The 13,850-nt window shown below is 69.5% G+C and carries 7 protein-coding genes and 1 pseudogene; 5 read left to right on the top strand and 3 right to left on the bottom strand.

Annotation, left to right across the window (positions count from 1 at the left end):
• Positions 1-103 precede the first annotated feature (103 nt).
• Positions 104-994 (bottom strand): aldo/keto reductase family oxidoreductase, encoded by an 891-nt coding sequence (locus EAG14_RS00795; RefSeq protein WP_121727769.1) that lies wholly within the window; start codon positions 992-994, stop codon positions 104-106.
• A gap of 109 nt (positions 995-1,103) precedes the next feature.
• Here EAG14_RS00795 and EAG14_RS00790 point away from each other — a divergent pair, with 109 nt between their 5' ends.
• On the top strand, positions 1,104-2,000 hold the full coding sequence (locus EAG14_RS00790) for a LysR family transcriptional regulator (RefSeq protein WP_099742394.1): 897 nt from the start codon (positions 1,104-1,106) through the stop codon (positions 1,998-2,000).
• Between the two features lie 20 nt (positions 2,001-2,020).
• Here EAG14_RS00790 and EAG14_RS00785 read toward each other — a convergent pair whose 3' ends face one another.
• Positions 2,021-2,971: a DMT family transporter gene (locus tag EAG14_RS00785; RefSeq protein WP_121727768.1), complete on the bottom strand. Its 951-nt coding sequence runs from the start codon at positions 2,969-2,971 to the stop codon at positions 2,021-2,023.
• 66 nt (positions 2,972-3,037) lie between these two features.
• Between EAG14_RS00785 and EAG14_RS00780 the strand changes: the two genes are divergently transcribed.
• The gene (locus tag EAG14_RS00780; protein ID WP_121727767.1) at positions 3,038-4,027 is read left to right on the top strand and encodes a LysR family transcriptional regulator; all 990 of its coding nucleotides are present in this window, start codon (positions 3,038-3,040) and stop codon (positions 4,025-4,027) included.
• Here EAG14_RS00780 and EAG14_RS22570 read toward each other — a convergent pair.
• On the bottom strand, positions 3,997-4,158 hold the full coding sequence (locus EAG14_RS22570; protein WP_158235604.1) for a hypothetical protein: 162 nt from the start codon (positions 4,156-4,158) through the stop codon (positions 3,997-3,999). The two genes, EAG14_RS00780 and EAG14_RS22570, sit on opposite strands and share 31 nt — an antisense overlap.
• Before the next feature lie 388 nt (positions 4,159-4,546).
• Here EAG14_RS22570 and EAG14_RS00775 point away from each other — a divergent pair, with 388 nt between their 5' ends.
• From EAG14_RS00775 to EAG14_RS23675, 3 genes and pseudogenes are all read left to right on the top strand, one after another.
• On the top strand, positions 4,547-4,792 hold the full coding sequence (locus EAG14_RS00775; RefSeq protein ID WP_099742396.1) for a hypothetical protein: 246 nt from the start codon (positions 4,547-4,549) through the stop codon (positions 4,790-4,792).
• 50 nt (positions 4,793-4,842) lie between these two features.
• A pseudogene (locus tag EAG14_RS00770) lies at positions 4,843-11,706 on the top strand (glucoamylase family protein); the annotation flags it as partial.
• Between the two features lie 107 nt (positions 11,707-11,813).
• Positions 11,814-13,814: a GH36-type glycosyl hydrolase domain-containing protein gene (locus EAG14_RS23675; RefSeq protein ID WP_371414390.1), complete on the top strand. Its 2,001-nt coding sequence runs from the start codon at positions 11,814-11,816 to the stop codon at positions 13,812-13,814.
• The last annotated feature ends 36 nt before the right edge of the window (positions 13,815-13,850 follow it).

Raw genomic sequence — 13,850 nt, 5'->3', positions numbered from 1 at the left:
GTGGCAAGGGTGCACAAAAGGAAAGGCGCAACCTTGCCGGGGGGATGTGACGTGGGTGTGACGCCGCAACACCCGGCCGGGCAATGCGTCCAATGCTGTACGTTTACGCCGGGTGGTTGCCCGCGCGGTCCTGCACCACGCAATCGAGTTCTGCGAGCACTTCGGGTGCAAGCGCGAGTTGCGCACTGGCCAGGTTTTGCCGCAGGTGATCGACGGACGAGGTGCCCGGAATCAACAGCACATTGGGTGACCGCTTCAGCAACCATGCCAGCGCCACTTGCAGCGGCGTGGCCCCCAGCCGCAGGGCGATGCTCGACAACTGGGTCGACTGCAGCGGGCTGAATCCTCCCAGCGGGAAAAACGGGACATACGCAATGCCTTGGCGTGCCAGTTCGTCCACCAAAGCATCGTCCTGACGATGTGCCAGGTTGTATTGGTTTTGCACGCAAACCACAGTGCACAGGCGCTGGGCCTCAGCGACCTGGGTCCGGGTGACATTGCTCAGGCCAATGTGGCGAACCAGCCCCTGCTGTTGCAGCTCGGCCAGCACGCTGACCTGCTCCTCAATAGCGCCTTCGCTCGGGCCAAACGCATTGAACATCACGCGCAGGTTCACGACATCGAGCACGTCCGCACCCAGATTGCGAAGGTTATCGTGCACAGCCTGAGTCAGCTCATGCGCCGATGCTGCCGGCAGCCAAGCGCCTTGATCGTCTCGGCGCGCACCGATTTTGGTCACGATGGTCAGGTCACCTCGGTAGGGGCTGAGCGCCTCACGAATGAGTTGGTTGGTGATGTGGGGGCCATAGAAGTCGCTGGTGTCGATGTGATTGACGCCGCTTTCCACAGCCGTGCGCAGCACCGACAGGGCGGCTGCTTTGTCCTTGGGTGGCCCAAAGACCCCTGGCCCCGCCAACTGCATGGCACCGTAGCCCAGACGGAAGACAGGGCGGCTACCGAGCAAAAACGTGCCAGCTTGTTCAAGAGAGTGCATGAAGTGGTCCTTGGTTGCGAGGGTGAATGGGGATGGGTCGCAGTGTAGAAACGCACCAAAGAATTGATAAGCCCGCACAGTGCGCACAGCTTGTGCAGAATGGCGCACAATGAATGTGGACCTGAACGACCTCAAAGCACTGCTGGCCGTAGCGAAAGCCCAAGGTTTTCGCGGAGCGGCCAAGCAGCAGGGTGTCAGTGCATCGGCCATCAGCGAGGCCGTGCGGAGACTGGAAGGACAACTGGGCGTGCGCCTGCTGAACCGCACTACCCGCAGCGTGGCACCGACCGAAGCCGGGCAGCGACTGCTGGAGCGACTCGCCCCCGCGCTGCAGGAGGTAGGGGACGCACTCGATGCGGTCAACTCCTTGCGTGACCGCCCTGCGGGCACGCTGCGCCTGAACGTGCCCGTTGCCGCCTGCAAACTGGTGCTTCCGGCGCTACTGCCGGGGTTCAAAACGGCTTACCCCGACATCACGGTGGAGGTGGTTGCGGAAGACAGTTTTGTCGATGTGCTGGCCGCCGGTTGTGATGCGGGCATCCGCTACAGCGAAAGCCTGGAGCAAGACATGATCGCGGTCCCCATAGGGCCCAAGGTGCAACAGTTCGCCTGCGCTGCAGCACCGGGCTACATCTCCCGCCGAGGGATGCCCGCCCATCCGCACGCGCTACTGGAGCATGACTGCCTGCGTCTGCGTTTTCCAAGCGGCAACCTTCCGCCGTGGGAGTTTCATCAAGGCAGTGAAACACTGACCGTGAACCCCGTGCCTGCCCTTCTGGTGCAAGGGGGCGCTGCCGCAGACCTGGCCGTAGATGCGGCCATCAGAGGCATGGGCATCGTCTATCTTTTCCGCGACTGGTTGCAACCCCATCTGGACCAGGGCGCGCTCGTGCCCGTGCTACAGACGTGGTGGCCACAGTTCTCTGGCCCGTTTTTGTACTACCCCGGCCGCCGCCTGGTACCGGCACCGCTGAGAGCCTTTGTTGACTACGTGAAGGCGGCTTGACGTACCAGCGCGTCATCCCCTCACCGCCGCGCCATCCACAGCGCCGCCCCCACCACCAGCGCCCCGCCCAGCCAGCCTTGCGGCCCCAGGCTCTCGCCCAGCCAGGCCACGGCAAACAGCGCCCCCCAGGCGGGCTCGGTGCCGGTGAGCAGGCCCACGCGGCTGGGGCTGGTGTGTTTGAGGGCCCAGTTTTGCGCCACCAGGGCGAACACGGTGCAGCCCAGCACCAGGTAGGCGGTGGCCCACCAGAAGGCGCTGGCGGCGGCCCAAGTGGGCAGGGGCGGCAGGCCTTGCGGCAGCAGCGCCCAGCCCATGGCCAGGGTGCCCAGGCCCACCACGGCCGACTGCACGGTGGTGAGCAGCAGCACAGGCACGGGTGCCGCGCCCGGGGCTGCGCTGGGCGAGATGTGGCGGGCCGCCCGTGCGGTGGCGCAGGCCATGAGGGCGCGCAGCACGGCGGCGGCCAGCATGAGGGCATCGCCCCCGCTCCAGGCGCCCTGCCAGCCCCCGGCCAGCAGCAGTGCGCCGCACAGCGACACGGCCACGCACATCCACACGGCCCGGCTGGGGCGCTGGCCCATCAGCGCCCATTCGGCCACGGGGGTGAAGACCACGCACAGGCTGATGAGGAAGGCGGCGCGGCTGGCGGGCGTGTGGGCCACGCCATAGGTTTCGCACACAAAAATGGACAGCAACAAAGCCCCGAGCGGCAGCCCCTTGCGCAGCGCGCCCCACCGCTGCGCGGCCGTGGTGCCGCGCAGCGCCACCGGTGCCAGCAAGGCCGTGGTGAGCAAGAAGCGCACGGCCAAAAAACCGAGCACCGGGTAAAACGCCAGCGCCCCCTTGGCCACGCCGTAGCTGGTGCCCCAGACGATGGCCACCAACAGCAGGGCCAGGTCGGCACCGCGCAGCAGGGGGGATGGGGCGGTTGCCAGGGAGGAAGCGCTGTGCACGGCGGCGGGAGAGTTCATGCCTGCGATCGTAAATTTGCGCAGCCATGCTGATAATCCAGCCTTTCAGAACAACATTTGTTCCCCATGCGCACAAATGAAGCCTTGGCACCCATCGCGCACCTGGCGCACCTGACCGACATGGCCGTGTTTGCCCGGGTGGTGGAGGCGGGCAGTTTTTCTGGCGCGGCGCGGGCGCTGGGCACCACACCGTCGGCCGTGAGTCGGCAAGTGGCACGGCTGGAAGGCTTGCTGCAGGTGCGCCTGCTCGAGCGCACCACCCGCAAGCTGCGGCTGACCGAAGCAGGCCACGCCGCCTACACCCGCTGCCAGGCACTGGACAGCGCCGCCCGCGAGGTGCTGCAACTGGCCGAGCAGCACACCCACACCCCGCAGGGGCTGGTGCGCATGAGCGTGCCCAAGGCCTATGGGCGCCAGCGCATCCACCCACTGGTGCCCCCGTTTCTGGCGGCGCACCCGCAGGTCGATGTGCAGCTGGTGGTGACCGACCGGGTGGTGGACCTGTTTGCCGAAGATGTGGACCTGGCCATTCGCATCACCGACACACCCCCGCCCGGGCTGGCGGGCCGCCCGCTGGAGGCGGTGGAGCACATCGTGTGCGCCAGCCCCGCCTACCTGGCGCGCCGTGGCACGCCGCAGCACCCGGGCGAGCTGGCCGCGCACGACTGCATTTACCTGGGCGAAGACCCGAGCGACCGGCGCTGGCGGTTCACGCAGCGCGTGGCGCCAACCAAGGGAAAGAGAAACGACCCAGCAGGCCCAAAGCCGCTGCAGGATGGGGAACAAGCCACCGTGTCAGTGCACGGGCGCTACGTGGTCAACCACAGCGAGATGCGGCGCGAGGCCGCCATTGCGGGCCTGGGCATTGCCAGCCTGCCGGGATTTGCGGCCCAAGCGGCCCTGGCCAGCAGCGCGCTGGTGCGGGTGCTGACCGCATGGCGGCACGACACGGCCTATTCAGGCACGGCGTGGCTGCTGTACCCGCCCAACCGGTTTTTGCCCAGCCGGGTGCGGGCGTGGGTGGATTACTTGGCCAGCGCGATGGGGGCAGGCTGAGCCACGGGCAGCGCCCAAGCGCGTGCGGTGACGGCCAGCAGGGCCATGGCGGTGGCATTGCTGGCGTGGGCCACGTGGGCCATGTTGGCAGCGATGCGGGAGACGATGGAGGATGCAGACAGAACAGGCATGACAGTCCAAAAACACAACAAGATGAAGACAAGCGAGAGCTTGCCCACGCGCTGTGACGGCGGTATGACAGATCGAGCGCCATGGCGTGACAGCGCGGCGCAGGCTAGCCAGGTGGCGAAGTGGGCACCCTCCTTCACTGCACTGTCTCTTCAGCCTCCATCGCACTACATTTTTGATAGCTGCTAGCGTATATATATCAAGCGCCAGATCCTCTTTTTCCCTCTACCTACACAGCCTTGTTCTCCATGGTGCCCCAGCAGAGTTGCCAGTGCCAAGGGCCCAGGTTGTGTTCGTCAACGCACAGACGCCCCGGCATCCGGTCGGTACAAGTGAACCAGAGCAGGGCGGCACCGCCGCCGTGCCGTTCACCCGCCACAGGAGGCCGCCATGACCCACCCCATCCACCCCCCAACCTGCGCCTGGGACACCGCCTGTGCGGGGCAGCCTGCCGATGTGTCGCTGCTGGAGTTGTCCAGCCTGGGCGAGCACCTGCAGCACTGCGGCGCCTTGCGTGGGCCCATGGACAGCCTGCTCACGGGCGCCCTGTGGCTGCAGGCCGTGGTGGCTGAGCATGTGGTCACGGTGGTGCTGGTCATCACACTGCTGGTGGGTGCGGTATCGCTGGCGCTGTGAGCGCGGCGCGCAGGGCGCTGCGCGCGCAGTGGCCCTGGGTGCCCGCCGCGATGGAGGGCATGCTGGACGCACGCGCTGGCGCGGTGCTGGAGCCGGTGCGCGCCGAGGTGTTTGGCCTGGCACGCTTTGAGGAGCACGGCAGGCACCTGGGCAACACGCACCGCGCCCGCAAGGCCCCGTTTGGGCGGGCCACGTTCTACCCCCGGCTGCAAAGCAACATCCGCGCGTTGCGCTCGGCCCACCGCTACCTCTTTGATGCGCCCCATGAAGAGCACACCATCAGCCCCGCCGCCGAATGGCTGTTTGACAACTTCCACCTGATCGAGAGCCAGCTCAAAGAGATCCACGCCGGGCTGCCGCCGCGCTACTACCGCTCGCTGCCCGTGCTGCAAAACGCCCCGCTGGTGGGGCTGCCACGCGTGTATGGCGTGGCCTGGTCGTTTGTGGCGCACACCGACAGCGCGTTTGACGAGCCCCTGCTGGTGCATTTTCTGAACGCCTACCAAGAGACCTGCGAGCTGAGCCAAGGCGAGCTGTGGGCGCTGCCCACCACGCTGCGGGTGGTACTGATTGAGAACCTGCGCCGCCTGGCCGAGCGGCTGGCCAGCCACAAGGCCGCGCAAGAGCTGGCCAGCCTGTGCGCAGCCCGCTGCAACGACCTGACGCTGCCCACCCTGGACGCGGCCTGGGCCGCCATGGAGCGGCGCGGCGTGGGGGCCGTGTTTTTGGTGCATCTGGCACAAGCCATGGCGGGGCGCAGGGCGCAGGGCGGCACCAGTGGGGATAGCAGGGAAGCGGCCTCGGCAGCGCCCCAATGGCCCGTGCAGCAATGGCTGGCAGGCGCGGTGCCCGACCTGGCCGCGCTGCAAACACAGCAGCAGATCAACCAGGCTGCAGACCAGCTCAGCATGGGCAATGCCGTCACGGCGCTGCGGCTCATTGGCGCGGCCGACTGGAGCGACATCGTGGGACAGACGAGCCTGGTGCTGCGCGCCATGCTGCAGTCGCCCGTGTTTGCGGCAGAAGACGAGTCCACACGCAACACCACACTGCACGGCATTGAGCGCCTGTCGGCCCGCAGCCACTGCGGCGAAGCGGCCGTGGCGCAAACGCTGATAGCGCACATGGGCAGCGGGGTGGGCACGGGCGGTGAAGCCGCAGCGCCCAGCCACACACCGCACAGCACCCAGCACAGCGCCCTGGCGGGCTACTGGCTGCAAGGGCCGGGCCGGGCCGCGCTGGAGCAAGCCCTGGGCGTGCGCCACCACGCCATCACCGCCGCTGCGCTGTGGCACGCCGCCGTGCGCGCCCTGCGCGTGCCCTGGTACCTGGGCGCGCTGCTGGTGGGCACACTGGCCCTGCTGGCCTGGTGGCTGGCGCCGCTGTGGCATGCCTTGCCCACCTGGCCTCCTGGCCCGTGGCCTTCACCAGCGGCATTCATGGCTGCAGACGTGGAAGACGGTGGCGCAGACCTGGCCTGGCTGGCGGGCCTGGGCAGCTTCGCAGGCGTGGCGTTGCTGCTGCTTTTGCCAGCGTCCGAGATCGTGGTGGCGGTGGTCAACCGACTGGTGGGCGAGTCCATTCGCCCCAGCTACATGCCGCGCTACCTGCTGCCCGGCGGTATACCGCCCACCGCGCGCGTCCTGGTGGCCGTGCCCGCCATGCTCAGCAGCCCCGGCGCCATTGCGCGACTGGCCCACCGCATGCACCTGCACTACCTGGCCAACCCCGAGCCCTGCGCCCAGTTTGCCCTGCTGAGCGACGACGTGGACGCCCCAAGCCCCACCCTGCCCGCAGACGCCGAACTGCTGGCACTGGCCAGCGCACAGCTGCAGGCCCTGAACGCCCAACACCCGGTGGCCGCTGGCCAGCCCCCCCGCTTTGTGCTGCTGCACCGCGCCCGCACCTACAGCGCCACGCAGCAGCAATGGATGGGCTGGGAGCGCAAGCGCGGCAAGCTCGAACAACTGGTGGCCGAGCTGGCCACCGAAATGCCCGGCGCCTTCATGCCGCTGGGCACACTGTCGCAACTGGCCGCAGACACGCGCTACGTGCTCACGCTCGACAGCGACACGCTGCTGCCCCCGGGGCGCCTGCGCAGCCTGGTGGGCGTGGCCGAACACCCGCAAAACCAGCCCCGCCTCGACGCCAGCGGCCTGCGCGTGGTGCAGGGCTACGGCATTTTGCAGCCGCGCGTGCTGGCGCCGCTGCCCGCGCAGCGCCACGCCACCCTGTGGCAGTGGATTTTTGCCGGGCAGCAAGGGCTGGACCCCTACAGCGCCATGACCTCGGACGTGTACCAGGACGTGTTTGCCGAAGGCAGCTTCACCGGCAAGGGCCTGCTGCATGTGGCCACCGTGCACGCGGTGCTGGGCGGGCGCTTGCCCGCCGACCAGGTGCTCAGCCACGACCTGCTCGAAGGCGCGCTGGCGCGCTGCGCCATGGTCAGCGACGTCACGCTGGTCGAAGCCGAGCCCGAACACAGCGACAGCGCCGCTGCCCGCCTGCACCGCTGGACGCGGGGCGACTGGCAGCTGTGGCCCTTTTTGCGGCACGCCCGGCGCTGGGGGCTGTCGCCCATCCACCGCTGGAAGATGGCAGACAACCTGCGCCGCTCGCTGCTGGCCCCGGCCTCGCTGCTGCTGCTGTGGCTGTCCTTTGCGGGCGTGGGCCTGCCCCTGGCCGCCACCTTGGCCGTGGTGCTGGCGGCCCACATGGCCGCACCGCTGATGGGCGCGCTGGCGGGCGGCGTGCCTGCCCGCTTTGGGCTGGTGGGCCTGCGCTTTGCCCATGCCGCAGGGGCCGACTTGCTGCGCGCGCTGGCCAGCGGCGTGTGGCACCTGGCGCTGCTGCCCCAGCAAGCCTGGCTGATGGCCGACGCCGTGGTGCGCACCGTGCACCGCCAGGCCGCCAGCCGCCTGAATCTGCTGCAGTGGACCACCGCCGAAACCGCCCAAAACAACCTGGTCACCCGCCTGGGCCCCACCCTGCGCCGCCACACCCTGGCACCCTGGCTGGCCTTGGCCACTGCGGCTGTGCTGTGGGCCTGGGGTGGGGACAGCGTGCCGCCCGCACTGGCGTGGCCGGTGCTGGCACTGTGGGCCCTGGCGCCGCTGCTGGTGTGGGGTGCCAACGCCGCCCGCCAACGCGGCAGCGCACAGGCGCTGACGGCGCCAGACCGTCTGCTGCTCGAAGGTGTGGTGCGCGACACCTGGCGGCTGTTTGAGCGCTGCGTGGACGCTGCCAACCACCACCTGCCGCCCGACAACCTGCAGACCGCCCCCTACGAAATGCTGGCGCACCGCACCTCACCCACCAACATCGGGCTGTACCTGCTCAGCGCCACCTGCGCACGTGAGTTTGGATGGATTGGCACGCAAGACCTGCTGCTGCGCCTGGAGGCCACCCTGGCCACGTTGCAAGGCATGGAACGCCACCGGGGGCACTTTTTGAACTGGTACGACACCGAAACGCTGCAGCCCCTGCTGCCGCGCTACGTCTCCACCGTGGACAGCGGCAACCTCAGCGCCCACCTGGTCGCCGTGGCCCAGGCCTGCAGCGCCTTGGCGCACAACACCTTGAGCCCATCAGGCCCGCTGAACCCCGCCGCCAGCGTGCTGGCCGTGCGCGCCTCTCGGGCGCGGCTGCAGCCCTGGCTGGATTCGCTGCAGCACGGCACCCGCAGCCTGTTGCACCAAAGCGCGCTGTGCCAGTTGCTGGGCATGCCCAATGCAGAGCCCCTGCAACCAGCGTCCGACCCGACACCCGACCCCACCTCAAGCGACGCCTACGCCGCCCTGCTGGCGCGCGCCCAGCAAGAGCTGCACAGCATGGCGCTGCCGCACTACCCGGCCATCGTGCAGACCCCGCCCACCGCGCACGACGAGCTGCAGTGGCTGCTGGCAGACCACCTGGCCACGCTGCAATCGGCCGAGCGCGACCGCGCTGCCGCCCAGCAGCCCGGCGGCGCGCAGGCGGCCGCCCAGCGCCTGATGGCGGTGGCCGAGGCGCTGGATGCGCTGGCGTGGCAGGCCGATTTCCGGTTTCTGTACCACCCACGGCGGCATCTGCTGCACATTGGCTACCGGGTGGAAGAGCAGCAACTGGACGCATCGTTTTATGACCTGCTGGCGTCTGAGTCGCGCACCACCAGCTTGCTGGCCGTGGCCAAGGGCGACGTGCCCGTGCGCCACTGGGCCGCGCTGGGCCGCCCGTTCTTTGCCAGCGGGCACCGCGCCGTGCTGCGGTCCTGGTCGGGCTCGATGTTCGAGTACCTCATGCCCACGCTGGTGATGGCCGAGCCCCACCTGAGCGCGCTGGGCGAGGCGGGCCGATCGGCCCTGCGCGAGCACCGCGACTACGTGCAGGCGCAAGCCCAGGCCCACAGCGCCGAAACCCTGCGGCACCCCGCCACGGGCAGCGCCCTGCCCATGCCCTGGGGCATTTCAGAGTGCGCGTACGCCGGGCGCGACCACACGCTGGCCTACCAGTACGCCCCGCAGGGCGTGCCGCGCCTTGCGCTGCGGCGCGCACCAGTGGGCGAGCTGGTGATTGCCCCCTACGCCACGGCCCTGGCCACGCAGGTGGATGCGGGCATGGCTTGCAGCAACCTGCGCACCCTGGCCGCCCTGTCGGCACGCGGGCGCTATGGCTTTTACGAAGCGCTGGACTTCACCCCCGAACGCCAGACGCACGGCGCACCCTACACGCTGGTGCACACCTACATGGCCCACCACCAGGGCATGACCATCGTGGCGCTGGCCAATGTGCTGCTGGACGGGGTGGCCCAGCGCTGGGGCATGGCGCATGCCCGCATCGAAGCCGTGCTGCCGCTGCTGCAAGAGCGTGCACCGCGCGAGCTGCCCTCACTGCGCCTGGCGCCGCCCCGCCTGCCGCTGCACACCCGCCAGCAAAAAGCGCCCGACCATGTGCGCGCCGTAGTGCCCGGTGCACAGGCGCTGGAGCCCACCCACCTGCTAGGCAACGGCCGCTACAGCGTGACGCTGCGCCCCAACGGCGCGGGCTGGAGCCGCTGGCACCAGACCGGCATCACCCGCTGGCGCGACGACGCCCTGCGCGACGCGCATGGCAGCTTCATCTACGTGCGCGCCGCCGGGGGCGTGCCGGTGTCCACCACCAGCCACCCCGCACCCGATGCGCAAGCGGTGTACCGCAGCGTGTTCCACACCGACCGCGTGTGCTTTGACGCCCTGTGGCCCGGCCTGAAAGTGCACACCACCGTGTGGGTGAGCCCGGAGGACGACATCGAGCTGCGCCGCGTGGAGGTGAGCAACCTGGGCACGGAGACGCTGGAGCTGGAGCTGATCTCGGCGCTGGACATCACGCTGACCAGCCATGCTGCCGACGAGGCCCACCCGACCTTCTCCAACCTCTTCGTCACCGCACACTGGCTGCCTGCCGAGCAGGCGCTGCACTTTGAGCGCACCCCACGCCTGCAAACCGAAGCCACGCTGCACGCCGCCCACTTTGTGGCCCATGCCGAGGGCCAGGTGCTGGGCCTGCTCTACCAGACCGACCGCCAGCACTGGCTGGGGCGCAACCACACGCCTGCCCGTCCCCTGGCGTACCTGCAGCCCGTGCCCACAGATCCGAATGAACCGAACCAGCCCACTGTGCTGGACACGGGTCTGGACCCTGTGGCGGCGCTGGGGGTGCGCCTGCGCCTGGAGCCCGGCGGGCAGGCGTGCATCACCTTTGGCACGGCGGCCTCGCCCAACGCGGTGACGCTGCGCGCCATCGTGGACAAATACCGCCAGCCCAGCTATGTGGAGCGCGCTTCGGCCATGTCGGCCACGCTGGCCAGCATCCAATGGGCATCGCACCGCCCGCACCGCGACTACCTGCCCGCCCTGCAAATGCTGACCACCGCCCTGGTGCTGACGCTGCCCAAGGTGGATGCGCCCGGCACCCACGTGCTGGCCGTGCCGCCAGCGCCCTCGCGCGTGTGTGACCGGCGCGTGCTGTGGCAGCTGGGCCTGTCGGGCGAGCGGCCGCTGGTGCTGGTCACCGCCGGGCCACCCCAAGGCATGGGACTGCTGCGCACCCTGGCCCAGGCCCTGCGCGAATGGGCGCACGGCGGTGTGGCCTGCGACCTGGTGGTGCTCAGCAGCGAGCCCCACTCTTACCTGATGCCGCTGCAGCGCGAGCTGACGCTGCTGCGCGAGCACCACGACACCGACCTGCTCGCCCACAGCGGCCCGGCGGTGACCAGCTTGCGGGTGCTGCGGCTGGAGGAGCTATCGGCCCAGCAACTGGGCACCCTGGCCAGCCTGGCACGCATCACACTGCAGGCCGATGGCCATGCCCTCATGCACCAGGTCAAGGCCTGGGTGGCCGCGCACGGCGCCGCGCGGGGGGGCGCGGGTGCCAGCCCTTGGCGCGGCGGCGCTACCGACGACGTGCCCACCCACGCAGCGCACACCACCGTGCCCGCGCCAGTGGGACAGTTTGCGCCTGGCACAGGCACGTTCGGGTTTGAGGTGTCGCCGCAGCTGCGGCCCACCCGGCCCTGGGTGAATGTGCTGGCCAACCCGCACCTGGGCACCCTGGTGTCGGAAACGGGCGGGGGCAACACCTGGGCGGGCAACAGCCGCCTGAACCAGCTCACGGCCTGGTCTAACGACCCCGTGGCAGACCCCACCGCCGAGTGGCTGCTGCTGCAAGACCGCCGCACCCGCGAGGTGTGGAGCCTGACGCCTTCGGCCTGGGGCGCGGGCGTGCCCTACCGCGTGGAACATGCGCAGGGCACCACCACCATCACCCACCGCCGTGGGCCACTGCAGGTGGTGGTGCGCTGGTGTGTGGACGCTGCCACCGCCGTCAAACAGGTGCATGTGCAGGTGACCAACCTGGGCACGCAGCGCGCGCATTTGCGCACCGTGGCCATGGTGGAGTGGATGCTGGGCGAAAAGCGCAGCGACCGCGCCACGCTGGCCACCCGGCCCTGCTTTGAACCGGCCGATGACACCGAACCGAGCCCAGAGCGGCTGCTGGGCCTGCTGTGCACCCAGACCGAAGCGGGCGCAGGGCTGGGCGGGGGACGGCGTTTTTCTGCGAAGCATCGGTTGGGGCGGGAGAGGAGGAGCGGTCCAACGACAGCACCGACTGGACCTGTGACCGCAGCGAGTTCTGGGATGCGCAGGGCCGCCTGGTGCTGCCGCTGCAACTGGGCCAGCGCAGCGGCTTTGGGCTGGACCCGTGCGCCGCGCTGTCCCGCCTGGTCACGCTGCGCCCGGGGGCCTCGTTTGCGCGGGTGTATCTGCTGGGCTATGCCGCCACCGAGGCCGCTGCCCGCACGCTCGCCCAGCAGGCCGCTGGCGTGGCTGCGGCCGAGCGCGAGCACGCCACCCTGGCGCAATGGAACGCCCTGCTGGGTGCCACCCAGGTGCGCACCCCTGACCCATTGCTCGATGTGCTGGTCAACCGCTGGCTGCTGTACCAGACCGTGTCATCGCGCCTGTACGCCAAGGCGGGCTTTTACCAGGCGGGCGGCGCCACGGGCTACCGCGACCAATTGCAAGATGCCATGGCCCTGGTCTGGGCGCAGCCCGGCCTGCTGCGCTCGCAGATCGTGCTGTGCGCATCGCGCCAGTTTGAGGCGGGCGACGTGCAGCACTGGTGGCACGCGCCGGGCGGCGCGGGCGTGCGCACGCACTTTTCCGACGACCTGCTGTGGCTGCCTTTTGCCTGCGCGCACTACCTGCAGCACACCGCAGACAGTGAGCTGCTAGGCGAGCAGGTGCCTTTTTTGCAAGGCGCCGAGATCCCCGAAGGGGCAGAAGATGTGTACGAAACCCCGCACACCAGCGCCACCACGGCCAGCATCTACGAGCATGCTGCCCGCGCCATCGATCACAGCCTGAACGTGGGCGCCCATGGCCTGCCGCTGATGGGGGGCGGCGACTGGAACGACGGCATGAACCGCGTGGGCGATGGCGGGCAGGGTGAATCGGTGTGGCTGGGCTGGTTCTTGTGCACCATCACCCGCGCCTGGATTGCGCTGGCCCGCCAGCAGGGCGACCTAGCCCGCGTGCAGCGTTGGGGCGATGCCCTGGCCGGCTGGCGTGCAGCGCTGGCCACCACCGCGTGGGACGGCGACTGGTACCTGCGCGCCTTTTTTGACGACGGCACCCCCCTGGGCACGCACACCCGGGCCGAGGGGCGCATTGACCTCATTGCACAGGCCTGGGCAGTGCTCTCTGGCGAGGCCAGCCAAGTGCGCCAGCATGGCGCCATGCTGGCCGTGCAGACGCACTTGGTTGACCCTGGTGCCGGGCTGATCCAGCTGCTGGAGCCGCCGCTGGTGCATGCACAGCCCAGCGCAGGCTACATCCAGGCCTACCCACCGGGCGTGCGCGAAAACGGGGGCCAGTACGCCCACGCAGGCGTGTGGGCGCTGATGGCCGCTGCCACACTGGGCGTGCAAGACCCCCGCAACGCTGAGGCAGCCCGGGTGCCCTACCGCTACTTCACCTACCTGAGCCCCGCCCACCGCGCGCAGCACCCCGTGTGGGGCGCGCAGTACGGGGTGGAGCCCTATGTGATGGCGGCAGATGTTTACAGCCAGCCACCGTATGTGGGGCGCGGCGGCTGGAGCTGGTACACCGGCGCCGCAGGCTGGCTGCACCGGGCGGCGGTGGAATCCATCCTGGGCCTGCAGATGAGCGCCCACGAGCTGTTTGTGGCGCCCTGCATGCCGCACGACTGGCCGAGCGCCGAAATCACCCTGGTGCGCGGCCCGCGCACCCTGCGGCTGCTGCTGGTGCGGGTGACGTCGGCCATGGCGCTGTACCTGCTGCCGCCCAACGCACCCGCTGGCGCGCGCCTGCTGCAGGCCGGCGAGCCCCTGCGCTGGGCCGACCTGCCCGGCAGCGCGTGCTTTGTAGTCCCCCTGTATGCCCCAGCCATGGCGCCCCTTGCCTCCCAGGATCCCCGCGCACCTGGCGCAGCCCCCCAGCCCACGCCCCCTCGGGTGGACGAAGCGGGGTCGTTTTCGGCCTAGCAAAGCCTCTGCACCGTCTTTTTTGCGGGGGGCGTA

Origin of the sequence: Acidovorax sp. 1608163 (genome assembly GCF_003669015.1) — a bacterium.
GTDB lineage: Bacteria > Pseudomonadota > Gammaproteobacteria > Burkholderiales > Burkholderiaceae_C > Acidovorax.
This window is presented reverse-complemented; position numbering and strand designations above follow the sequence as displayed.